Annotated in this window: 15 protein-coding genes; 11 read left to right on the top strand and 4 right to left on the bottom strand. The window is 41.4% G+C overall.

Going from position 1 to position 26,077, the window contains the following annotated elements:
* The first annotated feature begins 3 nt into the window (after nt 1-3).
* Nucleotides 4-2,517, top strand: coding sequence for a phosphoenolpyruvate synthase (ppsA, locus tag H4J65_RS15915; protein ID WP_182198785.1), 2,514 nt, complete (start codon nt 4-6; stop codon nt 2,515-2,517).
* Between the two features lie 3 nt (nt 2,518-2,520).
* Here ppsA and H4J65_RS15920 read toward each other — a convergent pair whose 3' ends face one another.
* Genes H4J65_RS15920 through fdhF form a run of 3 tightly spaced genes read right to left on the bottom strand, consistent with a single transcriptional unit; the run spans nt 2,521 to nt 6,572 of the window.
* Complete coding sequence (locus H4J65_RS15920) at nt 2,521-3,447, bottom strand: FAD-binding oxidoreductase (RefSeq protein WP_182198786.1); 927 nt, start codon at nt 3,445-3,447, stop codon at nt 2,521-2,523.
* A complete protein-coding gene (locus tag H4J65_RS15925; RefSeq protein WP_182198787.1) occupies nt 3,440-4,480 on the bottom strand; it encodes a 4Fe-4S dicluster domain-containing protein in 1,041 nt (346 codons plus the stop codon). The genes H4J65_RS15920 and H4J65_RS15925 overlap by 8 nt, the downstream gene beginning before the upstream one ends.
* Nucleotides 4,461-6,572, bottom strand: a complete 2,112-nt coding sequence (gene fdhF, locus H4J65_RS15930) for a formate dehydrogenase subunit alpha (protein ID WP_182198788.1) — start codon at nt 6,570-6,572, stop codon at nt 4,461-4,463. The genes H4J65_RS15925 and fdhF overlap by 20 nt, the downstream gene beginning before the upstream one ends.
* Before the next feature lie 242 nt (nt 6,573-6,814).
* Here fdhF and H4J65_RS15935 point away from each other — a divergent pair, with 242 nt between their 5' ends.
* The 3 genes from H4J65_RS15935 to H4J65_RS15945 all read left to right on the top strand — a co-directional run bounded on the left by H4J65_RS15935 (nt 6,815) and on the right by H4J65_RS15945 (nt 8,554).
* Entirely contained in the window at nt 6,815-7,633 is an 819-nt protein-coding gene (locus H4J65_RS15935; RefSeq protein ID WP_182198789.1) for a formate/nitrite transporter family protein, read from the top strand.
* A 108-nt stretch (nt 7,634-7,741) separates the two neighbouring features.
* On the top strand, nt 7,742-8,059 hold the full coding sequence (locus H4J65_RS15940) for a hypothetical protein (RefSeq protein ID WP_182198790.1): 318 nt from the start codon (nt 7,742-7,744) through the stop codon (nt 8,057-8,059).
* 66 nt (nt 8,060-8,125) lie between these two features.
* A complete protein-coding gene (locus H4J65_RS15945) occupies nt 8,126-8,554 on the top strand; it encodes a TerB family tellurite resistance protein (protein ID WP_182198791.1) in 429 nt (142 codons plus the stop codon).
* 221 nt (nt 8,555-8,775) lie between these two features.
* Here H4J65_RS15945 and H4J65_RS15950 read toward each other — a convergent pair whose 3' ends face one another.
* Entirely contained in the window at nt 8,776-11,463 is a 2,688-nt protein-coding gene (locus tag H4J65_RS15950) for a cation-transporting P-type ATPase (RefSeq protein ID WP_182198792.1), read from the bottom strand.
* A gap of 194 nt (nt 11,464-11,657) precedes the next feature.
* On the opposite strand from H4J65_RS15950, the gene H4J65_RS15955 reads away from it, so the two are divergent.
* From H4J65_RS15955 to H4J65_RS15985, 7 genes are all read left to right on the top strand, one after another.
* Nucleotides 11,658-12,728, top strand: coding sequence for an NAD(P)-dependent alcohol dehydrogenase (locus H4J65_RS15955; RefSeq protein ID WP_220461252.1), 1,071 nt, complete (start codon nt 11,658-11,660; stop codon nt 12,726-12,728).
* A 278-nt stretch (nt 12,729-13,006) separates the two neighbouring features.
* A complete protein-coding gene (locus tag H4J65_RS15960) occupies nt 13,007-13,441 on the top strand; it encodes a universal stress protein (protein ID WP_182198793.1) in 435 nt (144 codons plus the stop codon).
* Between the two features lie 188 nt (nt 13,442-13,629).
* Nucleotides 13,630-13,800, top strand: coding sequence for a hypothetical protein (locus H4J65_RS15965; RefSeq protein ID WP_182182394.1), 171 nt, complete (start codon nt 13,630-13,632; stop codon nt 13,798-13,800).
* A gap of 218 nt (nt 13,801-14,018) precedes the next feature.
* Nucleotides 14,019-14,735 carry an SGNH/GDSL hydrolase family protein gene (locus H4J65_RS15970; protein WP_182198794.1) on the top strand — a complete coding sequence of 239 codons (717 nt, stop codon included), beginning with the start codon at nt 14,019-14,021 and terminating at the stop codon, nt 14,733-14,735.
* 370 nt (nt 14,736-15,105) lie between these two features.
* Nucleotides 15,106-15,807: a cyclic nucleotide-binding domain-containing protein gene (locus H4J65_RS15975; RefSeq protein ID WP_182198795.1), complete on the top strand. Its 702-nt coding sequence runs from the start codon at nt 15,106-15,108 to the stop codon at nt 15,805-15,807.
* A 533-nt stretch (nt 15,808-16,340) separates the two neighbouring features.
* On the top strand, nt 16,341-17,321 hold the full coding sequence (locus tag H4J65_RS15980) for a universal stress protein (RefSeq protein ID WP_182185039.1): 981 nt from the start codon (nt 16,341-16,343) through the stop codon (nt 17,319-17,321).
* Complete coding sequence (locus H4J65_RS15985) at nt 17,321-25,837, top strand: GH36-type glycosyl hydrolase domain-containing protein (RefSeq protein ID WP_182198796.1); 8,517 nt, start codon at nt 17,321-17,323, stop codon at nt 25,835-25,837. The genes H4J65_RS15980 and H4J65_RS15985 overlap by 1 nt, the downstream gene beginning before the upstream one ends.
* Nucleotides 25,838-26,077: the final 240 nt, after the last annotated feature.

Here is a 26,077-nt window from a genome sequence, read left to right on the forward strand (position 1 = left end):
AATATGCAATCAAAACAACAAGCACAAACTATTTTTTGGTTTGAGCAATTAACGCTCGCTAACCTTGAACAAGTGGGTGGAAAAAACGCCAGTTTAGGCGAAATGATCGCCAATATGAGTGAAACACCAGTGCAGGTACCTATTGGTTTTGCGACCAGCGCACAATTATTTGTCGATTTTTTACAACAAAATAAGCTCAATGAAAAAATAAAACAGCATATTGATGCCTATGGTTCAGCACAACAAAACTTGGCCACTACCGGCAGTGCGATCAGAAAATTAATTGCGAATGGTGACTTTACCGAGCAGCAAAACAGTGAAATTACCCAAGCCTATCAAGACTTATCAAAGAGAATACAAGCAACTCAACACAACAAACTTAATCAAAATGACTTAGTAAACCAAGCCCCCTATATGGCGAGTGTTGCGGTAAGAAGTTCGGCGACCGCTGAAGATTTACCCGAAGCAAGCTTTGCCGGACAACAAGAGAGTTACTTAAACGTTATCGGCATTGAACATTTACTGATCGCCTGTAAACAATGTTTTGCTTCGCTTTATACCGATAGAGCCATTGTTTATCGGGAAAAACAAGGCTTTGAACATGAGAAAGTCGCCTTGTCGATTGGTATTCAACAAATGATTAATGCTCAAGCAGCAGGGGTGATGTTCACGCTTGATACCGAAACAGGCTTTAGTGACGTTGTTGAAATCAATGGCGCATGGGGATTAGGCGAAACCATAGTAAAAGGGAGCGTTACGCCAGATAGATTTATGGTTTTTAAGCCTTTGTTAGCACAAAATATAAAAGTTACCTCTAGTGAGCAAAAGCAAAATTTTAGACCTATTATTGAAAAAAAATGTGGCAGCAAACTAGAGAAAATGTGCTTTGCCCATGCGGATAAATCAAAAAATATCCATATCAGTAAAGTAGCAGCAAGTACTGAAACGCTAGCAACCAGTATTGAAGAACGTACCAGCTTAGTTTTATCTGATGATGAAATACTGCAACTGGCAAGCTGGGCGGTGATAATCGAGAAACATTACGGCAAAGCCATGGATATGGAATGGGCAAAAGATAGTGGTTCAGGGCAGCTTTACATCGTTCAGGCGCGTCCTGAAACAGTAGAATCACAGAAAAATCATTCGGTATTAGTCAATTATAAGCTGAAAGAAAAATCAAAAATACTTGTGCAAGGTGCCAGTGTTGGCAGTGCTATTGCTACGGGTAAGGTGTTTAAAGTCCTTAATCCTGAAGATGTTGAACACTTTCCTGAAGGCGCTATGTTAGTAACTCAAAAAACCGATCCTGACTGGTTACCTTTAATGCGTAAAGCGGCAGGTATTATTACCGATACGGGTGGACCAACAAGTCATGCAGCGATTGTTAGTCGCGAGCTAAAAATTGCCGCGATTGTTGGCTGTGAAAATGCCACTCAAGTGCTACAAAATGATCAAGAAGTTACCTTAAGTTGCGCCCAAGGCACACTCGGTATTGTTTATGAAGGCAGATTAGCTTTTGAAACTGAAGAGGTAAATTTAGCTGACATACCTCACACCAACACAGATATTATGATTAATGCCGCGATGCCCGATGGCGTTTTTAAATGGAGCGCTTTGCCGGTTGCGGGCATAGGTTTAACCCGCATAGAGTTTATTATATCCAGTCAAATAGGGGTGCATCCTATGGCGTTATTACACCCTGAAAAAGTGACTGATAGTAAAGTTAAACAAAAAATTAGCGAATTATGCCGTGGCTATGCACAAGGTGGAGATTATTTTGTTGATAATCTTGCGCTTGGCGTCGCTAAAATTGCCGCTTCACAGTACCCAAAACCTGTCATTGTGCGTATGTCCGACTTTAAATCTAACGAATACCGTGGTTTATTGGGCGGGGAGTTTTTTGAACTGATCGAAGAAAATCCTATGCTAGGTTTACGGGGGGCCTCACGGTATTACCATAAACTTTATCGCGCAGCCTTTATGTTGGAATGTCAGGCGATTGTTAAAGTGCGAGAGCAAATGGGGTTTGATAATGTCATCGTGATGATCCCATTTTGTCGCACACCCGATGAAGCCGATAAAGTACTTGCTGTGATGAGTGAAGCGGGGTTAACGCGAGGCGAGAAGGGCTTACAGGTTTATGTTATGTGTGAAATACCCTCTAATATTATTTTGGCAGCAGAGTTTGCTCAGCGTTTTGATGGTTTCTCTATTGGCAGCAATGATTTAACGCAACTTGTTTTAGGTATAGACCGTGATTCAACAGAGTTAAAAAGCTTATTTGATGCGAGGAATGATGCGGTTAAAAGTATGATTTCACAAGTGATAAAAGTCGCTCATGAGTGTGGTTGCAAAGTAGGGATTTGTGGACAAGCCCCTTCGGACCATCCTGAGTTCGCCGAGTTTTTAGTGGCATGCGGTATTGATTCTATTTCATTGAACCCTGACTCAGTTGCTAAGGCTAGCGTACATATTGCCTTAGCAGAAAACACGATAAATAAGCAAAAAAATCTTTAATGATTAATGTGCTTTGAGTTGCTGTAAAGCATGCCAGCTAAAGGTGGGACCACTTTTACAAACATATTGATGCTTGATGTAACAATGGCCACATAAACCAAGGGCGCAATGCATGCGTCGTTCAAGCGCAAGGAAAATAGCATCACTTGCCATGCCTTGCTCAGTTAAATAAGTAGCGGCACTACTCATCATCAGCTCTGGGCCACAAAGCAGCGCCGTGGTGGGTGGGCGAGTAAAAGTGCTCAGCGCTGTGGGTAATATCATTAAAGGGCTACCTTGAACAGTAGTTGCCCGTAATTCATTACTATTATTAGCACGGGTATTGGCATTAGTACTAGTATATTCATCAGTGGCATCAAGCGTATTAAATATCTTGATCTGCTTTTGCCAACGCGCACGTTCTGGGGTTAACATCTGCGCGGCTTTATTACGAGCACCATAGATTAAGATGAGTTGTTGTTTATTTTTGGCTTTATTAGCTAGTTTATCAGTTGGTTTGTCAGGTGAGTTGTTAGTTAATTTGTCTATTAAAGTCACTAAAGGCGCTAATCCGCAGCCACCGGCAATAATGAGCGTATTATGATTAACAATTTTATCCAACGGCCAACCACGGCCAAAAGGGCCACGCGCACCAAGAATAGCACCGCGTTGCATAGAGAATAAAGTTGAGGTGACTTGCCCCATTTGTCGAATAAAAGCTTTAAACTCACCTCGTTCATTGGGTGGTTCGGTAAAGGTGAAGGGGGCTTCGCCTATGCTAGGGACATTGAGCATAAAAAACTGTCCTGGTTGTACTTGTTGCCAATCATGTGGATGATTTTTATTTTTACTTTGTGCTAAATTTAAAAGCCGAAACAAATAATGACGTGCCTGCTCACCATCATCAATGTAATCCACTAACTCAATACAATCAGGAATATGACTAAGCATGAGTCACCTCGGGGCCATTTTCTGGACCACCTTCTTTAGTTATGCGCTTCATCACTGAATGTACACCAATAACACCCGGACAGGTTTGTTCACAACGACCACAGCCTACACAGCCATGGCGAGAAAATTCGGTGAAAAATTCATCAGCAAACTTATGCTGCCAAAAACGCTCTACTCTTGTGCCTGCTTCTGCCGAGGGATTATTAAAGCTTGCCTCTCGTTGAAAACCTTCATAAAGACAAGAGTCCCAAAAACGCTGCTGACTAAACTCATTGTTGTCTTTTTTTATCGCTCGGGTGCCATAACAAGAACAAGTTGGGCAGAGCGTGGTGCAACCAGAACAACCCAAGCATTGTATGGCTAACGTTTGCCAAAACTCATCAGTTATTGTTCCTGAATTTAACTTTTCTATACCATCAGTGATGTATTTATCGTCAGGAAACTTTTGTTCACATTGATGTAATGTTAAGTCTCTTTGGGTCAAATAATGCCAGTGTGTTTCTAACAGTGCTAATGCTTGTAATGCTTCTGCAGCTTTACTCGTTTGTTCAATGACTAGCCATTTATGACCTAGCGGGTGTAAAACAATATCTGCGTGCTCTTCTCTTACACCAGGCCCTGCATTCACCGTTGGACAAAAACCATGCTCGCAAGGATTAATGCAATCAAGTCCTACCAATAAGCATTGCTGGCGCCTTGCCTGATAATAGCGATCGTCTTTAAAAAATTTATCTTGATAATGAATAGCCGTTAAATCACAGCTTTGTACGCCAAATAAAACAAAAGGCTTAGGTGTAGGCAAGGTTTCTTGAAAATATTCACCATTAAAAACCAGTAAACTTTCTTGTTCGGCAAAAAAGAAGCCTTTGGCTGAGCTTTGTGGTTTGTCATGCACTAGAGGTTGAGTTTCATCACTGGCGAGTTGTTGCCAATGATATTGGCCATTGTTGTTTGTTACCACCTGATGAAATTGATAATCCTGAGCTAAATGTGCTTGCAAATGCTGCAAGTCATCAAGTAAATAAATTTTCATGTTTTGGCTCCTGCTGCAATTGCTCGATTGTTTTTGGTATTTGCCCTTTCGCTAATGCTGCAACCATGACCGCACAGGCTTTTAACTCAGGCATTTTAGTGATCGGATCTTGCGCGGTATTGGTGAGTTGGTTCGATGGCGCTTCTTTAAAATGATAAGGCATGCTGACCAGTCCAACAGGCACGTCATTAGTGACTATCGCTCTGGTCTCTAAATAACCTCGACGCGATTTAACGCTAACAGCGTCTTGATGGCTGATATGAAGGTTGTTGGCATCAATGGGATTAATAAATAAAATACCAGGGGGTATTTCTCTTTCTAACAAAGGCGAGTTTCGGGTCATTGAGCCACAACCATAATGAAAATGTAGCCGATTAGTGGTCAGCTGCAATGGAAAGTTTTCATCAGGCATTTCATCGATATCACTATGGTTTACTGCAATTAATCTTGCTTTGCCAATAGGAAAACTCGTGCTGTGTAAAATGGCGGTACCCTTGGGGCTGTCATTAGTGCAGGGCCATTGTAAACCGTAATTATCCTCAAGTTTTTGATAATTCATCGCCTGATATGGCGGAGTTAGGGAGGTCATTTCATTAAATACGTCTTGTGAATTTGACCAGTTTAGTTGCTCAGATCCCATTTGTTTTGCCAACGCTTGTAGCCATTGCCAATCACCTTTTGCTTGCCCAACAGGTGGGATAACTTGGTTTAATTTCTGTACTCGGCGTTCACAATTAGTAAAGGTACCTTCTTTTTCAGCAAAAGAAGCCGCGGGTAAAACAAAGTCGGCGAGCTTCGCTGTTTCGGTTAAGGTGAGCTCAGCAACAACCAATAAGTCTAAATTTTTGAGTGATGCTTTAACATGATTTTGATCTGGGTCGGTCACTACGGGGTCTTCTCCAAACAGTATAAGTGCGCGAAACTCTCCCGATAAAGCGCGCTTGGTCATGCCTAATGAGGTTAATCCTGGGGCCTTTGCTAGTTCTGTATGCCAAGCGTTACTAAACTTTTCATGCGCTTTTTCATCATCAACATTTTGATAGCCTGGATAAACATTAGGTAAGCAGCCCATGTCACAAGCACCTTGAACATTATTTTGTCCTCTAAGTGGATTGACCCCAGTACCCGGCTTGCCAATATGGCCACAGATTAACGCTAAATTAGCTAAAGAAATAACATTATTGGTACCGCTCATGTATTGGGTGATGCCCATGCCATAGAAAATCATTGCCCGTTTCGCTTGACTATATTGCTTTGCGGCTTGGTAAATATCTGCGGCTCTAAGGCCTGTTATTGCTTCAACTGATATTGGTGTAATATTTTCAACGTGTTTAGCTAGGTGCTCAAAACCTTCGCAACGTTGATCAATAAAATCTTTGTCATACCATTTCTCTTTGATGATGACATGTAGCATTGCATTGATCAGCGCAATATTACTGCCTAACTTGAGCTGTAAATGCAGTGGCGCTAGTTTCGCCAGGCGTATTTTTCTTGGATCTATGACGATTAATTTACAGCCATTGAGGTGTGCTTGCATAATATGCCCACCTAAAATACTGTGGTTTTCTGTCGGGTCAGCGCCAAAGACCATAATCAAATCAGTGTCGAAAATATCTTTGGCACTATTGGTCATTGCGCCAGAGCCTAAAGATTGTTTTAAGCCCGCAACGGTTGGGCTATGGCAAATACGGGCACAATGGTCGATATTGTTTGTTTTTAATACCGCCCGAGCGAATTTTTGCGCGGCGTAGTTATCTTCATTAGTTGCTCGAGCACTACTAATAACACCAACACTGTCAGTACCACTATATTCAATAATCTGCTTTAATTCTTCAGCAATGCTGACAAGGGCTTCTTGCCAACTAATGGGAAAAAATTGATGATTAATACGTTTTAGCGGTTGTGTTAAGCGGTTTTTGTCCGTGATGGCATAAGCGGTACTCCAGCCCTTATCACAGAGTTTCCCTTGACTAATAGGGTGTGAAGGTTGTGGCTCAACGCCGATAAGTTTACCTTTTTCATCTACAGATAAAGCTATACCACAACCTACGCCACAAAAGGGACAAATAGTATTTATCAGTTTATTAGCCACGTCTAATCCCCCCGTTACTTTGATTAAAGTTTGATTAAAGTTTGATTGAAATTTGATTGAAATTCACCGGCAAAGCCAACATTTACATTGAGTATAGAGTCTAAAAAATGCCTGCTTATCGGCAAAAGCTTGCTTTGCCTGATATAAATCAGCCAACACTGTGATAAGTATATTTTATGAACAGCTAAGGTTTATTCTTAGGTTTGAAATTATTAATATTTGATCGCACAAGGTTTGTTGATATGTCTGAGATATTTGGTTCTGATGCCTTTTCACCCAAAGAAATTGCCCAGCGTGTTAATGATGTAGGTGTTGCTAAAGTAGGTTTTCCATTTTTATCGTTATTGATGCTGGGTATGCTTGCGGGGGCATTTATTGGCTTAGGCGCACTTTATTTTGTTTTGATAAAGTCAGATGCCAGCCTGGGTTTTGCTATTAGCCAAGTGTTAGGAGGGGTAGCATTTTCTCTGGGTTTAATTTTAGTCATTGTTGCTGGCGCGGAATTATTTACCGGTAATAACCTATTAGCGATGGCGTGGGCCGAAGGTAAGATATCGACAGCCCAGATCTTAAAAAACTGGTTTGTTGTTTGTTTTGCTAATTTTATTGGGGCAGCAGGTCTTGCCGTATTAGTTTTTCTGTCGGGTCATATTGACATGAACCAGGGTGCTATTGCTGAGCAATATATCAAAATAGCCCTTATTAAAAGTAACTTGCCTTTTTGGAGTGCTTTTTTTAAAGGCGTTTTATGTAATGTCTTGGTGTGTATGGCGGTTTGGATGGCCTTTGCGGGACGAAGCGTTACAGATAAAGTAATGGCTATTGTTTTTCCTATTTCAGCTTTTGTTGCCGCAGGGTTCGAACATTGCATTGCTAATATGTACATCATTCCTTTGGCGATGTTAGCGCAGACTTTTGGTAACACCGACTTGGCTGTTGCTGCGATAACTTGGTCTGGGTTTTTTAGTAATTTAGTACCGGTAATTATGGGTAATCTTGTGGGGGGGAGTGTTTTTGTTGCCTTTGTTTATCACATTATTTATCGGCGCAATCAGAGTTAATATTAACTTAAAATAATTGCATCGCTCACAGTTAAACTCAGGTCCTAAGTTCAGGTCTAAGCTAAGGTCTTAGTGAAGGTCTAAGCTCCCAGCTAAATAAGGTCGGTTATGTCATATTTTATTATTGCAGCCCAAGGTACTGAATTAGTTAAATATCATCTCGATTTTAATATTACGGCATTTAAAAATGAGCATGTGGCTTTTTCTGGTGCTTTGGGTAAACACCCTTATGATACCAATAAAGTGGTATTAATTGCAGAACCCTATGCCAAAAATACGCAGTATTATGAATTTAATAGTGCTGATATAGGCTTGATTGAAAAACTGCCTAATCTTATTAATAGCCATGGCGAAGATGCGGTTATGGTTCTGCTTTGGATAAAAAAAGGCTGTGTTGCCATTAGCAGCTCAGTGGTTTTTGTTTGAATTTCAGATTATCTAATTTCAATGTCAGCACCACGATCTGCGCAAATATCAACATAGGAGGTAAGTATGTTTGAATCATTCAAGCACTGGTTTGAAGCCAGAGATCAAGAAAGCCAATTATTTGAGCATCCAAACTCACTTACCCTTCATATCGCATTGGCTGCTTTGCTCTATCATGTGGTTAGTGCTGACGGTTTGGATGATAATAATGAAAAGCAAGAATTTAAACTTATTATGGCCAAGGAGTTTCAGCTGTCAGAACAACAAATTATGGTGCTTTATCACTATGTGAAAAACCTTAAAAGTGATTTACAATCTGATTTATTAACGGTTGATATGTACCTAAAAAAGGATCCTAATTTACGTATGGCATTCATGGATAAACTAAATCAATTGATTGGCGTTGATGGTGTCGATAGCGAAGAACTGAATATATATTATGAAACATGGAAAGTTATATTCCCAGACCTTGTTAAACAGCTTAGAGATAAATAATGAATAGGGTTTTAAAAAAATTACTGAGCAGTAAGCCAAATACTCATTAGTTGACTTTGGTTTAAATTTCTGATCTAAAGCAACTAAAGCTGATGTGCTATTCATTGCTCCAACAATATAAACAGCTAACCAAACAATTTTTTAAACCCTCGCCTATCATTATCCTCCAACTAATATAACGATTAACCGTCGGTAAAATTAGACCGTGGTTATACGACTTATTATGTCATTCGTTCTGCACGTCGCCTAAAATATTTTTCCCCCTCGACTAAAAACAATACCGAAGAAGAAACGAGAAAAATACGTAGCCATACAGTTAAGTCAATGTCTGTTGTGCCAAATAAAGACTGCATGGGTATTAGGTAGGTGAAACCTAACTGTAAAAAAATCAGTATAACAATAGCGATTAATACATAACGATTACCCGTTAGTCCGGCCCAATTAAAGACACTGTTTTTCAAATAGCGGGAGTTAAATAAATAAAATATTTCAAACATAACCAAGGTATTCACCGCTACTGTGCGTGCATGTTCAATGCTCATACCTTGTTTAATTTCCCAAATATAAAGGCCGATTGTTCCACTCATCAAAATAACAGCAACAAAACTGATACGCCAAATTAAGTGGGGTGTCAGCATAGGTTCCTTAGAATTACGTGGCGGGCGTTTCATGACATTTTTTTCGGGCGGCTCAAATGATAATGACAATGCCAGAGTAACGGCGGTCACCATATTGACCCAGAGAATTTGTACTGGCGTTAACGGTAACTGATGAAAACCAAATAAAATTGCCGCCAAAATGATCAGTGCTTCGCCACCACCGGTGGGCAGAATAAAAAGAATCGATTTTTTGATATTGTCATAAACGGTGCGCCCTTCTTCTACCGCATGAATGATAGAGGCAAAATTATCGTCAAGCAATACCATTTCAGCCGCCTCTTTTGCCGCTTCTGTACCTTTATGCCCCATAGCTGTGCCGACATCAGCACGTTTCAGGGCCGGGGCATCATTCACGCCATCACCGGTCATGGCAACAATTAACCCCAGCTCTTGCAACAGCCTAACTAAAAGTAACTTATGCTCGGGATTGACACGTGCGTAGACATCAATGTCTTGGATGCGCTGGCGTAATTCATCTTCACTCATGAGATCCAGTTCCTGTCCGGTGAGTACATCGTCGACATTAATCAGGTTGAGTTGCTGGGCGATAGCACGCGCTGTAACACCATGGTCTCCTGTAATCATTTTTACCCGAATACCCGCTGCATGGCAGACTTTTATCGCTTCTATTGCTTCTTCGCGAGGCGGGTCAATCAAGCCAAACATGCCTAACAATATGAGACCGTTATCCACGTCACTAAACTTTAATTCCAGCTGCTTATTATTGACTGGCTTAACGGCAATAGCCAATACGCGCTGGCCTTGATGAGCCATTTCATTAATACGGCTTAACCAGTAATCACTGTCTAAGGTCTGAACACCTTGTGCTTTTTTCTGATACCTACACATCTGTAAAATACGCTCGGGGGCACCCTTTAGGAAAACAAAGGCATCACCTGTGTGTTGATGGTGAAGTGTCGCCATAAAGCGATGTTCGGATTCAAAAGGAATCAGATCTGTGCGGGGATATAGCTTAGTCTCTGCCTCAAGGTCTAATCCAGCCTTGATACCTGATACTAATAAAGCCCCCTCCATGGGATCACCATGCACTAGCCATTCTCCCTCTTTTAGTTCTAGTGATGCATCATTGCATAGCACCGCAGCCCTGATAGCCTCCAACAGAAGTGACTTCTCTTCAGGAAACACATTCATACCTGATAACATTATTGAGCCATGAGGATCGTAGCCGGTGCCACTCAGTTCAAATAAACTACTAGTCGTGGCAATCATTCGAACCGTCATTTCATTGCGCGTCAGGGTACCTGTTTTGTCAGTACAAATGACGTTCACAGCCCCTAAAGTTTCCACGGCAGGTAATCTACGAATAATGGCATTTCGTTTTGACATACGCTGTACACCTATGGCCAGGGTGATTGTCATAATGGCAGGTAAACCTTCTGGAATTGCCGCTACAGCAAGGCTGACAGCGGTAAGAAACATTTCAGAGAGTGAATAATTTCTTACTAGTGAACCAAAAATAAATGTAAATATAGCAATCGCTAAAATGGCGAGTGTAAGCCAGCGTCCAAACTGGGCTATTTGACGTAATAATGGTGTTGTTAGTGAGTCTACTTGTGATACGAGTTTACTAATGTGACCAATCTCAGTTTGTGCACCTGTTGCAATAACCACGCCGCTGCCCTGGCCATGAGTCACGAGAGTGCCTGAGTAAGCTAAACATCGACGGTCAGCTATCATCGACTCTTGTGCAACAGGACTTGTGATTTTTTCTACTGCTATCGACTCCCCTGTTAGCGCTGCCTCCTGTATTTGAAGCCCTTTAACATAAAATAGTCGTAGATCTGCAGGGACCTTATCGCCTGACTGCAACATCACGATATCGCCAGGTACTAAGGCTTGTGCAGCAACACTTATTTTTTTGCCATCACGTAACGCCATGGCATTTGGAGAAAGCATCTTCCGAATAGCCTTCAAAGCATTCTCGGCCTTACCCTCTTGCACGAAGCCAATCATGGCATTAATCAAAACAACCGCTAGGATCACACTGGCATCTATCCAATGACCCAAGATTGCGGTAACAGCACTCGCTACTAGTAAGACATAAATGAGAATATTATGAATTTGGTATAAAAAGCGGACTAATAAACCACGTCCCTTTGATTCCGGTAAGGTGTTCGGTCCATATTTTGTCAGTCTTTTATTTACCTCATCTTTTGATAGTCCACTCGGTGTTGCCTCGAGTAATTCGAAGACTGTTTGTACCTGTTCAGTATGATAACTGTTTGACATCCTTATCCCTCCAATAGCTATGCTAATTTTTGAATGCACTAAACATTCATCATCTGAATCAATATCTGAATTACTAGCTAAAGAATACGCGTTTACACTTATTGTCGAACTGATAAATATCAGTTCTCACCCACAGCAGCCATGATAGCCTTTATATTCAAGACTAATTTTTGGAGTAAATTACTGTGGCTGAGATGATGAAAGCGGCTATTTTTGTTGAGCCTGGTCGAATCGTTCTTGATGACAAACCTATACCTAATGTTGGGCCTAATGATGCGTTAATAAGGGTAACTACAACAACAATATGTGGCACAGACGTTCATATATTGAAGGGAGAATATCCAGTCGCCAGAGGCCTGACAATAGGCCATGAGCCGGTCGGGATAATAGAGAAGTTAGGTGCTAATGTTGCTGGTTATCAAGAAGGTCAGCGTGTTATTGCGGGAGCAATTTGCCCTAGCGGCTATTCACACGCTTGTCTTGATGGACTTCATTCGCAAGATGGTGGCAGCTGTAGACATGGCCTAAAAGCACTTGGTGGCTGGCGTTTTGGCAATACCATTGACGGTGCTCAAGCTGAATTTTTATTGGTTCCAGATGCGATGGCAAATCTCGCGCTGGTACCTGATAATCTCACCGACGAGCAAGTGCTTATGTGCCCAGATATTATGTCTACCGGTTTTGCTGGCGCTGAATCAGGCAACATAAAAATTGGTGATAGTGTGGCTATATTCGCCCAAGGGCCGATCGGTTTATGTGCTACCGCAGGGGCTAAGTTGCGCGGTGCAACCACCATAATTGCAGTAGAAACAGTACCACGGCGAATGGAAATGGCCAGACAGTTAGGAGCAAATTTTGTCATTGATTATCGAAAAACAGAACCCGTTAAAGAAATTATGCGCATTACCCAAGGGCGCGGTGTCGACGTGGCCATTGAGGCGTTAGGGCTGCAGTCAACCTTTGAAAACTGCCTAAGAGCACTCAAGCCTGGAGGCACATTATCTAGCCTTGGCGTGTATTCTGAGGATTTAATTATCCCCCTCGATGCTTTTCATGCCGGACTAGGCGACAATAAAATAATTACCTCTTTATGTCCTGGCGGAAAAGAGCGGATGCGTAGATTGATGAATGTGATCGAATCTGAGCGAATTGATCTCAAAGCCTTAATTACTCATCATTATTCGCTTGATCAGATAGAAGATGCTTATGCGCTATTTGCCAATCAAAGGGATGGCGTGCTGAAAATTGCGATAACCCCTAATTGAATATTTTAAGAACGGCATACGACTGAAATGCTAGCCATATAAAGTCAATTAAAAAGGTTAGCCTTAGTGCGCTATCCAAAAAAGGGTAGATCAACAAGGTGAAAATTTTAATGGGGATGATTGTTATCGCGCTACTGGATTTAATCACACTCATACAAGCAAAATATAAGTGGCAAGTTAATAATAGAGTGGTTTTTCAGGATAACGATTTTTTATTTTTGGCTTTTTATTATTGATTATTGATTTGGCATTAGGTCTTAATAAATGAGGATAATAGTATGGACAAACCTATGTATATTGTTGGCATAGATGGCAGTGAGTGGGCAAAAAGAGCACTAGAACGTGCTATTTTATTAGCTGAAAAAACTGGTGCTAAGGTTAAATTGGTGCAAGTTATTACCCCGATCCTATCAGAGCCATTTGTTGTTGATGGCGGTATTGTGCCTATGATAAAAAATGAAGATGAAAAAAAAATTGCCTTGAACATGCTGTCGTCTTTGTGTGATCAATATAAGAAATCAAATGTTCATTTAGACAGTGAAGTGCTAAGGGGAGACCCAGCTGAAGTTTTACATGATAAGACCAAAACGGAACATGCCAATATGCTTTTTGTTGGCCGACGAGGTCGTTCGCGTTTTTCTGAAATTATTGTTGGCAGTGTCTCTAATAAACTGGCTCACTCTATTGGCATACCTATTGTGCTAGTCCCTTGAATAAGGTTTGGTGACATTTTTATTATCGTATCAATAAGGTATTTTTATTGTGATTGTTGCGACTAATTTAATCATTTGGAGGTCAGGCAGGCTTGCGTCATTTATATGTTAACTCGGCTGATATTTATCATTTTATCCTTGGAGTAGATACCGCAGACTATGATCTTTATTTATTAATAGAGCTGATTATGCAAAAACGTGATTATAACCGTTTATTGGTACTAACCAAGAAAGAAGCTAACAAAAATGCAACTCGACAAGAATTACAAGAACTTGAAGCGCTAGAGTATAAGGTGATTGATCAACACCATGGAAGTGACTTAGATGACGCTTATGATGCTAAAGCTTTTTTAAAGTGATTACCGCAACCAGGATATGATTGCTCGCTTTCATCTAAGTTTGTTACTCACAGTATTAATCAAAGTATTAATCATGAAATGGTGAATATCATCTATTAGCAGCACAAGCAGCACAAGCAGCACAAGCAGTGACAGCATTCAATTCCCCGTTTAGTGATAGTAATACACAAAGAGCTAAAAACACAAAGAGGGAAATAAACTCAGGGAGGGTGATTAATATGTTCCATCAAATAACAACCGTTTTGTTAATGCCGGTATTGATACCACAAGCTATTTTTATCAATAAAATGACAGTATCACTGCCAGAGCCAACAGGGGAGCGTTTAGGTGTATGTGGTGCGGGTAATGAACTGAAATTACTCATCATTGGCGATTCAGCTGCCTTAGGTGTTGGGGTCGATGGACAAGAAGATGCTTTAGCCGGACAGCTATCATCATTACTTGGCTGTTATTATAGTGTTAGTTGGCAGTTACTTGCAAAGACCGGGGCCACTGCTGAAGATGTACTGGTTATGTTACATAATCAACAAGCGCAAGTGTTTGATGTGGTACTCGTATCGATTGGTGTTAATGACGTAACGCATTTCACTCATTTAAATCGATGGGAAAAGCGTATGAATGTGATGCTCAATATCCTAGTATCAAAATTTTCAGTAAAAAAAATACTGCTATCAAACTTACCACCCATGCAAGAATTTACCACCTTTCCTTTACCTTTACGTTGGTGGTGGGGGCAGCGTTCTAAGCAGTTAAATAACCGGCTCACTGTTGTTGTTAAAAATTTTAGCCAATGTACTAACTTTGATATCGATGCACCTATTGAACCAAGGTACATCGCCAAGGATGGATTTCACCCATCAAAAGTAGCTTATCAAGCTTGGGCGAATCAGGCAGCTAAAACAATTACCTCATCTTTAGATGACATCAACGCGTAATAAATGGCTTTGTTGATTATCTTATATAGAAACTGAATATATGGCTGATGGTTGTTAATCCTATTTCAAGCTATTGTTCACACAGTTTATTTTCTGCTTAAAACGTCGTTATCTTGTGATGCTTAACAGGCTTATCTCAAGCTGCTTAATGTTGTAATTCGTTGACTTATTGTCATTGAAAATAAGGTCAGCGATCGCTATTTTTACATACATTAACTTAGGTATAAGAAAATCAGGAGACATCAATATTTCTTGAGAGTTAACTAATAAGCTTTATATCAGGTTTTCCCTTATTACTAATTTTTCTCCTTTGAATAATGATTAATGGGAGAAATAAATACATGAGCGTAAAAACCTCTTAGGGAAAGCCATGAAACACCTTAAATACGCGGAAGCAAGTAAATGTGAACGTTGTATTAGATATCAAAATTGCGTTGTCGCACAGTTATTAGGTAGTACGCCTTATATTAAAACCGTTAATTCATATTTACTGAGTACTCATGAACACCTATATCATGCGGGTGATGAGCTGAGTGCACTTTATATAATTAAATCAGGGGCAATTAAAAATTATGTTACCCATAATGATGGTGATGAACAAATTCTAAACTTTTTAATTCCAGGCGATATCCTTGGGCTTGATGGTTTAAATACCCAGCAATATGCTTCTTCGGCTATTGCCTTACAAACCTCGGCTGTTTGTGCTATTCCATTACAACAGTTTAGAAACATACTCGCTGAGTTAGTACCGAGTTGGTTAATCAAGCTTGCTACCGATAATTTGAGTAAACAGGGTCGTAATATTGCTTTGTTAAATAAGAAAAAAGCTAAAGCACGGATAGCGGCATTTTTAATGGATATGGCTGATAACTACAAATCCCTTGGTTGTTCGGATAAGAACTTTGAATTAAGTATGTCTCGTGATGACATAGGTAATTATCTAGGGCTAGCATCAGAAACAGTCAGCAGAACATTGACTCAGTTACAACAAGAAGGCTCAGTAAAAATGGAACGGAGAAATGTAACGATTATAAATGCGCCGCACTTAAGTGAAATGGCGCAACATCGCTAAGTAAAATCACCTGTTGGTCTCGGTTAAGGTCTCAGTTAAGGTCTCGGTTAAATAAATGCGTTGTGCCTGTTAAAAGGCAAGCATAAAACACTTTTTATGCTCAACGGATATTTTTCAGAGCTTCATAAATGCTGCTGTTATCTTGCTATTTCGTGCAGTAGGTAACTCGTTATGATGTATTACTGATTGACTCAATATGCATGTACTTATTTGAGTACATGCCTTTGGTAAAAAGAAACAGGTTTTATTATCTCTGGGTGAATTGATCAAGAGATTACAGCAAGATTAATACAGTTTAAGACGTTATACTTTAGTTAATCTTTCTTGACCTGATTATTATCAGTTTAAAAAATCCCCTTCTTATTTATAGTCTAGCTAACATACATTATTACTGCCTTGGCGCATTTCAACTGTGCCTGAAATATAGCACTGACAATGTTTAGCGTATTACCACGAATTCCTTTCGTATTTACGTTTATCCCTAAAAAAGAGGCTCAATAATTGTGTCCTTAACTATGAAGGAGATGTATATCATGCGTGATATTTTAATTTGCCTTGATGGATCCGCTATTTCTAAGCAGGCTATTCCCTATGCATTGGCGATAGCACATGCTTTTAAAGCAAAAATTACCCTGCTACATGTACTGGAATATTCAGACAATAATATTAAAACACCGGTTGACCCTTTTCTTTGGGCGCTACAAAAACAAGAAATAGAAATATATCTTGATGATATTATGTCAAATTTTCCAGCCAACACTAATATAGTTACTAGCCATATTGTTGAAGGTAAAGCGGCAGAAGAAATTAGTCATTGGATAAAAAAACACCCTGTCGATCTGGTCGTACTTTGCAGTCATGGTGCCAATGGTTATTCGCAGTGGCCATTAGCCAGTAATAGTCAAAAACTACTTTTTGGCAGCAAAGTATCAACATTATTGGTGCCAGCAAAAGAGCATCAACAACATCAAGAACAACCCCTTCACTGTAAAAAAATATTGGTACCGCTAGACGGCTCTGTTTGGGCTGAAAGCGTACTGCCTGTTGCGCTAAGCATCGCCAAAGAGCAGCAGGCAGAAATACTATTAGCCCATGTTGTACCAGAGTCTGGACTGACGCATATTATGCCGTTGAACAATGATGAAATAGCATTGGAAAATAGTATTCAGCGACATAATGAACAAGTTGCAGCCAATTACCTAGAGCAGGTGAGAAAACAATTATCATCGTTAACCACTTTAGACATCAGTTCGATGCTGATCCCCAAACATGGCGTGTGTGACGAGTTATTACAAGTGGTAGCGCAAGATGACATCGATATGGTGATTATGAACGCGCATGGTCGCTCTGCTAGAGCAGGGCGTTACCATGGTAATATTGCCATGGATTTTTTGGCAAATAGTAAAGTGCCCGTGTTGTTGGTAAAAGGTATAACACCGCAAGATGATTTACTCAGGCCTGGCAATACTGATCAATCTGAGTTAGAAGGACGTTATCCTCAGAGGGCTTATTAATGAATCCTCAGGCGGAAATATCTAATGAAGTTTTGTTAGCGATAAAGGCGCAGGAGTTGGCTAAAAGTCAAACCGTGTCGTATCGTCCGCCTGCTCAAATCCCTTTACTTAATGCATTGCCCAAAATACCCAAGTGGCTTGAGCAGGCAAAACTCTTGTTTAATACCCGTGATGTTAATACCGCGAAAGTCGCTGAGTGGGTCTATGACAATGGCTATGTTGTTGACCGCGCCATTACTCAAATACAAATCGATATGCCAACAAGTTATTATCGGCTGTTACCAAGTCTACAAAACACCAGTGGTCAGTCATTACCGCGGGCCTATTCTCTGGCTAGTGGCTTATTAGCGGCCACAGGTATCCAACTGTCGTTAAATTTTTTGGTTAAATATGTTAAAGGCTATCAACAAGAAACGACGCTCAATATTTCTGAATTATGGGCCTTACCGACACTATTGCGTTTGGTTTGTATCCAATTAATTGTCGAAGCGGTAGACAATATAGTACCTGAACTCACTGTGCCTTATTCGCGTGACGATATTAGCCAGCCTTTAATGGTTTCTCGTGATGAAATTGATTATTTAAGTCGAGCTATTCATTGTCTTTCAGTGATAGAAACAATCCCATGGCGTAAGTTTTTTGAGCAAGTGAGTGTGGTTGAGGAAAAGCTTCGCCATGAGCCGGCAGACATATATCAAAGCCTTGATTTTGACAGCCGTGATAGGTATTGCAAAGTCATTGAAAACTTAGCAAGGGCAACTGCCCATGATGAAGCTCATATTGCCGAGCGAGCGGTCGCATTAGCCTGTTGTGAAAGTGCCAATGGCGAACGTTATTCCCATGTAGGTTATTGGCTGGTTGATGAAGGATTAATGGCGTTAGAAAAAGATTTAGGTTATCAGGTGTCTTGGTGGCAGCGTTTTCAGCGTTTTTGTGGCAAATTTTCCAGCCTATTATATTTATTAGCGCTAGCATTCTCTGTGATATTGGCTGAAGTTGTGGTTGTTGTTTATCTCTATCAAAACAATGCTCAAGCCTTAACATATTTTGCGGGTTTGGCATTAACATTAATACCCGCGTCGATGTTATCGATTGCTATTACTAATTGGTTGATTACCCTCATATGGCCAAGTCGAATTTTAAACAAGCTCGACTTTGATCAGCATATAGACCCCCAATATAAAACAGCTGTTGTTATACCTAGTATGTTAAGTAGTAATAGCGATATCGACATATTACTCAAACAAATAGAGCTTCATTATTTGTCAAATAGCGATCCTGCACTGCGTTTTGTGTTGTTAACTGATTATCTTGACGCGCAAGTGCAGAGTATTGCCAGTGACGCGGATTATCTTAATCGTGTTAGTCAAGGTATCAGAGCACTCAATAGTAAATACGGTGCTAGCAATACCGGACCATTTCACTTATTACACCGAGAGCGACGTTATAACCTCAGTGAAAATTGCTGGATGGGCTGGGAGAGAAAACGCGGTAAATTAAGCGATTTCAATCGTTTTCTTAGCGACAAAAACTGTGAGGCTATTTTTGTTCATGAGGGAGAGCCAATAGGGCTAAATGATATTCGTTATGTGATCACCCTTGATAGTGATACACAGCTTTGTCGGGGGGCTGCGGCTAAGCTGATTGGTACCTTGGCGCATCCGCTGAACCGCGCAGTTTTTGATGATAAAACAAGCAAGGTTATTGCAGGTTATACCATTATTCAACCCCGTATTGAAATCGCTCCTACCATACACCGCCACACTTGGTTTACTCGATTAGCCTCTGGCGATCGTGTTATTGATATATATAGCCATGCTGTGTCTGATGTGTATCAAGATCTTTTTGGTACGGGCATTTTTGTTGGCAAAGGTATTTATGAGGTTGCTAGTTTTGAGCGCAGCCTCAAGCAATGTATTCCGGAAAACACCATACTAAGTCATGATCTATTCGAGGGTATCTTAGGCCGGGTAGCACTGGCTTCTGACATTGTGCTTTATGAAAACTTCCCGACACATTATTTCAGCTTTAGTCGCCGTTTACATCGGTGGATACGCGGAGATTGGCAGCTTATGCCATGGCTAGCCAATAGTGTATTTCAGGCTGATGGCACCAAGGTTAAAAATCGTTTTGGTGTGATTGAACGATGGAAAATAATCGACAATTTACGACGCAGCCTTTTTGCACCAACATTGCTTTTATGGCTTATGGCGGGTTGGCTATGGTTGCCCGGTAACGCCCTAGTTTGGACCGCAATGGCGCTACTTGCCCCTGTTGGACATAATTTTTGTCATTTCATGTTAGGGGTCGCCCGTGCGGCTAATTTTAAAACTTTGATGCATTCTTTTATTGTGCCACGTGAGGTGGCGGGTCGCTGGTTATTGTTACTCATATTTCTGCCTTATGAAGCGATTATTGCCACAGATGCTATTGCTCGAACACTTTATAGAATAACGGTTAGCCGGGGTAAAATGTTGGAATGGGTAACCGCAGCTGATACTGACAATCAGCTCAATGGTGATGATACTCGGTTGTTTTATTGGCGTGAAATGAGCACAAGTATACTGCTGACCTTATCGCTAGCTGCAGCGGTTGCTAGTGTTAATTTAGCGGTATTACCTATTGCTGCACCTTTGTTGTTTTTGTGGCTTATGGCACCAGAAATAGCCAGGGCACTAGGGCGTACACTATCGAGTGACAAGGAAAGCTTAAGCGATGATGAGGTGATATTTTTACGCCGTTTGGCCCGACGAACCTGGTTGTTTTTTGAGACCTTTGTTGGACCCTCTGATCATTGGTTACCGCCTGACAATTATCAAGAAGACCCACATGGCAATGTTTCACATCGCACCTCTCCAACCAATATTGGCATGATGCTTTTGTCTAATGTATCTGCTTGGGATTTTGGTTACCTTGGCCCAACAGATTTGGCTGCTCGTTTACTGGCCAGCATGAACACACTGACTAAACTTGAGCATTATCGTGGTCATATTTTCAACTGGTATGACACTAAAACATTAGAAGTACTCTCACCTCGTTACATTTCAATGGTTGATAGCGGTAATTTGGCGGCGGCTTTAATGACCCTTGAAAAAAGCTGCCAAGAAGTGCAAAACACCGCCATATTTACCTGTTCACGTTGGGATGGCTTGATGGATAATATCGCCTTGATTGAAGAGTCTTTGGCGTTACTTAACACAGACAAACACCATGACTTTACCCTATTAGTCACACTAATAGCTGATATCCGTCATAAGGCCAATAAAGCAAAAAAAAATTCAGCGCTTTGGTGGTTAACCATACACGAACTTTGTCAAGATGACTGTGTTGATTTTGACCGTACTTTGGTGGCAACACTGGCTAAAAAATCTTTGGTTTCAAGGGTTTCACAACTGCGAGATGTCCGTGTTTGGTTGGGGCGTCTACACCAACATCTACGTGATATGTTACGTGATATTGACCGCTTATTACCTTGGTTGTCTGTGTTATTGCAAGCCCAGCCAAAAACCTTACACCAAGATACAAGTAGCTACTACCAAGCAATAAGTGCTTTTAATCAAGTTTTAAAGCCAACGCTAAGCTTGGCTGAAGTGCCTTTCGCTTGTGAGTCAGCTCAAGCGCTTATTGCCACTTTACGTGACGCCAAGCCAAGTCTTTGGCTAGAGGAACCCGCGAATGATTTTACCTTATGGCTTAATAAGCTGGAGACTGCAGTAAGTGAATCGAAAAAGAATGCTCAAACCCTGCAAGTAGAATTAAATACTATCGCTACATTGGCGAGTGAAGAAGTATCGGCGATGGATTTTCGTTTACTCTATGATAAAGACGCTGCACTTTTTCATATTGGTTTTAATGCCACTACCGGAATTATGGATACACACCATTATGACTTACTCGCATCAGAAGCGCGTTTGGGGAGTATTGTCGCGATAGGAAAGGGAGACGTGTCGATAAAGCACTGGTTTACTTTGGGGCGTTCTGTCACCAAAGTTGCTGGCCGTAGTGTTTTACTTTCTTGGGGAGGCACAATGTTTGAGTATTTGATGCCGCGGATATTACTGCGAAGTCATGCTGGAACTTTATTGGCTCAAAGTGAACAAGTGTCGGTCGATGAACAAATTAAATTAGCTGAAAAACGTAATACCCCTTGGGGAATTTCTGAGTCTGGGTATGCGGCGGTTGATTTTCAACATAACTATCAATATCGTGCCTTTGGTGTGCCCAGTTTGGGTTATAAGCGTGGCTTAGAGGAAGATACGGTTATTTCACCTTATTCTACTGCACTGGCATTAGCTATCTATCCACTTCGCGCCGTGCAAAACCTTCAAAAATTAACCAAGCTCGGTATGATGAGCCTTTATGGTATGTATGAAGCAATTGATTACACCCCAGGGCGAGTCGCTAAGAATCGACGTTTTTCTATTGTTCGTTCTCATATGGCGCACCATCAAGGCATGATATTAACCGCGTTAGATAATGCGATATTTCATGATCAGGTTGCCCAGCGTTTTCAGTCGTGTCCCATGGTGCAAACGGTAGAATTGCTTTTACATGAACAAATACCAACAACCCATGCCCTTGAGTTTCCTATTGATGCAATTACCGAAGCGGAAATCAATCATGTACCCATGCATCAATTGCCACACCTACCCACTTGGAAACCTAAACTGCATGGCGTTATTCCGCAGCTGCATACTTTAAGTAATGGTCGTTTTACTACCTTGCTGACCGACTCGGGATCAGGAGGCATATTATGGCGTCATAACGCTTTAACCCGTTGGTCAGCGGATTCAACAATCGATAATCAGGGGGTATGGATCTACATCCGTGACCTTGATAGTGGAGAGATTTGGTCTGCAGGTAGGCAACCGGTCAATAAACGCGCTGATAAATACGAAGTGGTATTCCATGCGCATATGGCAGAATTTAATCGCCACGATAAAGGCATTAGCTTACGTATGGAAATCGCGGTTGCAGCAAATGATGATGTAGAAGTCAGGCGATTAAGCTTTATAAATGAAACGGCCGCGTCAAGAAGGCTTCAAGTCAGCACGTATGCTGAGGTGGTCTTAAGCCCAAGCGACGCCGACCAAAGTCATCCAGCCTTTAGCAAATTATTTGTTCACAGTGAATTAGCCAGCAACATGAATGCATTGATTTTTGAACGTCGTGCGCGCTCACCACAAGAAAAATCTCCCGCTATGATGCACCGATTACTGACCGATAGTGACGCGGTAACATTGGTTGGCTATGAGACTGACCGTGCTAAATTTATGGGTAGAAATGGCTCGATACAAAGTCCACAAGCAGTCACTGACGGGGTTTCGAAAACTCTTGGCTGGACACTTGATGCAGTTATGTCTCTACAGGTAAATGTTGAATTATCACCTTATCATAGTGAATCTTTTGCCTTGGTTACTATTGCAGCCAGTTCGCGACACGCATTGTTTGATGTTTGCCAATGTTATGAAGTTTACTCTGCCATTGATTTACTTTTTCATGATGCCTTATTTAAAGTCAGTAATGAGATGAAAACCTTCGATTATGCCGTTGCTTATTTACCCGAATTACAGCAATTATTGGCACTCATTATTTATCCGGTTGACCTATTACGCGCCGCAGATAAAGTGATCACGGATAACTTATTGGGCCAGTCAGCACTTTGGCCATTTGGTATCTCGGGTGACTTCCCCATTTTGTTGTTGCGACTTGTGGATGAAACGAATGTGGCGTTATTACGACTGTTATTTTTTGCTTATCGACGTTGGCATCATCAAGGGATCAAGATTGATTTTGTGATATTACAAGCAGGCCCTTCTGGTTATGATGACAAGTTTGGTGCGCAAATACAGCAACTTATACATGAGTTAGACATTGAAACTTTAGTGGCGCAAAGGGCGGGTATTCATGTCATTCATTCAGATCAAATCTCAGTTTCGCAAACACATTTACTTGAGGCGAGTGCTCATGTCATCTTAGGTGCACATTCTTCATTGAAAGAGCAGTTAGCGCTCGCTTATCGTCAGACAGAACTCTTGCCTCCTTTTCGGGGGATGGTGGCTCCTGAAGAAGTACCTGACATACCAAAACTACAGCGCCGCAAAAATTTGGCTTTTTTTAACGGTCTTGGTGGCTTTACTGATAAGGAATACATTATTTATCTTGAGGCAAATAAATCCACACCAGCGCCTTGGTGTAACGTGTTAGCCAATGCTAATTTTGGCAGTATTGTTAGCGAAGTTGGCGGTGGTTATACCTGGGCTGGCAACAGTGGTGAAAATCGACTCACGACTTGGACGAATGATCCCGTTATTGACCAACCCAGTGAAGCGGTTTATTTACGTGATGAACAAACAGCACAAGTGTGGACAGTTACCCCAAAACCCTTAGGAACAGGTAACCTTTGCGAAGTCACCCATAGCGTGGGTTATAGTCGTTGGCGTAGCCATTGGCATCAATTAGAGCAAGAGCTAAGCGTATTTGTCGCCCATGAAGACCCGATTAAAGTCACTCGTCTGCGCTTAAATAATACCAGCCATGTCGCTCGACGTTTAACGGTTACTTATTATGCGGAACTCGTTAACGGGGTTAATCGCGCCCATAGTGGTTCGCATATATTTACCGAATATTCAGCTGATGAGGGCGTTATTTTAGCTAAAAATCGTTGGAGCAGTGATTTTTCGACTAATGTAAGTTTTTTATTCTCTGATTATCCAGTACATGCTTTCACCACAGACAGAGCTGAATTTATAGGTCGTGAAGGGCATTGCTCTAAGCCTGCCGCATTAGCTCGTTGGGGAATGAGTGGCAAAGTAGGCGCGGCAGTTGACCCTTGCGCCGCTTTGCAAGTGCATATTGATTTAGCCCCTGATGAACAAGTCGATATTCACTTTATCTTTGGTCAAGGTAAAAATGATAATCATGTGCAACAACTCATCAAGAAATGGCGCTCTGCTGGTGTTATTAACCAAGATTGGAGATTAATGAAGGCGCACTGGCAAAAGGTCTGTAATGCTATCAAGGTAGAAACACCGTCACTGTCATTTAATTTGATGATGAATCAATGGCTTATCTATCAAACCTTAGCGTGTCGAATATTTGCGCGTTCAGGCTTTTATCAATCAAGCGGTGCTTATGGATTTCGCGATCAACTTCAGGACATGATGGCGCTAGTAAACATAGAGCCTGCTTTGGCTCGAGCGTATATTCTTGAGTGTGCAGCACACCAGTTTGACCTGGGTGATGTACTACATTGGTGGCATCCACCTTATAGTAGAGGTGTACGAACACATTGTTCTGATGATTTGATGTGGCTACCTTTTGTCACCTCGTATTATGTTGAAACCAGTGGCGATAGTTCGATATTGCATGAGAAAGTTCCGTTTTTACTTGGAGAGCCCTTAACCACACAGGAAGCAGACCGATACAGTAAGTATGAAAGTTCAAGCGAAAGCTATTCGCTTTTTGAACATTGCCAACGGGCAATCGAACGTGGCACTGATTCATCTGGAGAGCATGGTTTATTGCTAATAGGTACGGGTGATTGGAATGATGGCATGGACCGAGTGGGTGTTCGAGGTCGGGGTGAGAGCGTTTGGTTATGTTGGTTTGCTATTGCTGTGATTGATGCCTTTACGGTTATATGCGATCAACAACAGCGAAGTGATTTGTCTTTACAATGGCGTAAGCGAGCTAAAGATCTTTGCCGCGCTGTGGAAAATAATGGCTGGGATGGCGCTTGGTATCGACGAGCTTTCGATGATATGCAACTCCCTTGGGGCTCAAGTGAGTGTCAAGAATGTCGTATCGACTCTATTGCACAATCGTGGGCAACTCTTTGTGGTAAAGCTGATAAAACTCGCGCTAAGCAGGCATTGACCTCGGCTCAAAATGAATTAATTGATCAAGAGCATAAATTAGCTCGACTACTATGGCCCCCGTTTGACGCAACCATGCGAGACCCAGGTTATATCAAGGCTTATCCTCCGGGCACTCGAGAAAATGGTGGACAATACTCGCATGCGGCTACTTGGTTAGGTTGGGCATTGGCAAAAGACAGAGATGGAGACGGGGCGATGCAAATATTTAATATGCTCAACCCTATTGAGCGTTCTAGCACGACAGAAGAAATGACCACTTATCAAATAGAACCTTACGTAATGGCAGGAGATATAGCAACGGCTGGGCCTCATATGGGGCGTGGGGGTTGGTCTTGGTATACGGGCTCAGCGGCGTGGGCTTATCGCTTAGGAGCTGAAGCCATTTTAGGCATACGTTATCGTGATAAATACCTCTTGATTGACCCTTGTATTCCTAAGTCATGGGGCAGTTATAGCGCTACGTTAACTCGAGAAAACGGCACTATTGAGCTTGCAGTGAAAGACCCTGAGGGAGTCGGCTGTGGTGTCATTCAAATCAGTGTTAATGGCAAGGTAATAACAGGTCAGCAAGTCGCATTGCCGAGTGATAATGAACTATTAAGGGTTGAAGTACTATTGGGGAAAGAGACGAATTAAAGCCACTCATTAATTTAAAATAGACTAAGGTTGGAAGCGAATACCTTGAAGTTACTAGGTTGAAGTTACTCGGCGGGTAACAGCATAAGATACGGTCTCTTTTTTGATGGGTCTTAGTCTCATTTTATTGCGATTATTGTCCACTTTTGCTGGTTGAAATACACCACGGCCGCGGTGATCTTAAGCACAGGTGATCTTAAGTACAATATCCAGCTATTACTCGACAATATACCTCTGCAT

It is taken from the genome of Colwellia sp. MB02u-9, from assembly GCF_014077085.1.
Lineage (GTDB): Bacteria > Pseudomonadota > Gammaproteobacteria > Enterobacterales > Alteromonadaceae > Cognaticolwellia.

Coding starts and splice junctions, on each gene's coding strand:
- H4J65_RS15950 (WP_182198792.1), bottom strand. CDS start 11,463: ATGTCAAACAGTTATCATACTGAACAGGTACAAACAGTCTTCGAATTA.
- H4J65_RS15975 (WP_182198795.1), top strand. CDS start 15,106: ATGAAACACCTTAAATACGCGGAAGCAAGTAAATGTGAACGTTGTATT.
- H4J65_RS15945 (WP_182198791.1), top strand. CDS start 8,126: ATGTTTGAATCATTCAAGCACTGGTTTGAAGCCAGAGATCAAGAAAGC.
- H4J65_RS15960 (WP_182198793.1), top strand. CDS start 13,007: ATGGACAAACCTATGTATATTGTTGGCATAGATGGCAGTGAGTGGGCA.
- H4J65_RS15920 (WP_182198786.1), bottom strand. CDS start 3,447: ATGCTTAGTCATATTCCTGATTGTATTGAGTTAGTGGATTACATTGAT.
- ppsA (WP_182198785.1), top strand. CDS start 4: ATGCAATCAAAACAACAAGCACAAACTATTTTTTGGTTTGAGCAATTA.
- H4J65_RS15955 (WP_220461252.1), top strand. CDS start 11,658: ATGATGAAAGCGGCTATTTTTGTTGAGCCTGGTCGAATCGTTCTTGAT.
- H4J65_RS15925 (WP_182198787.1), bottom strand. CDS start 4,480: ATGAAAATTTATTTACTTGATGACTTGCAGCATTTGCAAGCACATTTA.
- H4J65_RS15985 (WP_182198796.1), top strand. CDS start 17,321: ATGAATCCTCAGGCGGAAATATCTAATGAAGTTTTGTTAGCGATAAAG.
- H4J65_RS15940 (WP_182198790.1), top strand. CDS start 7,742: ATGTCATATTTTATTATTGCAGCCCAAGGTACTGAATTAGTTAAATAT.
- H4J65_RS15970 (WP_182198794.1), top strand. CDS start 14,019: ATGTTCCATCAAATAACAACCGTTTTGTTAATGCCGGTATTGATACCA.
- H4J65_RS15935 (WP_182198789.1), top strand. CDS start 6,815: ATGTCTGAGATATTTGGTTCTGATGCCTTTTCACCCAAAGAAATTGCC.
- H4J65_RS15965 (WP_182182394.1), top strand. CDS start 13,630: ATGCAAAAACGTGATTATAACCGTTTATTGGTACTAACCAAGAAAGAA.
- H4J65_RS15980 (WP_182185039.1), top strand. CDS start 16,341: ATGCGTGATATTTTAATTTGCCTTGATGGATCCGCTATTTCTAAGCAG.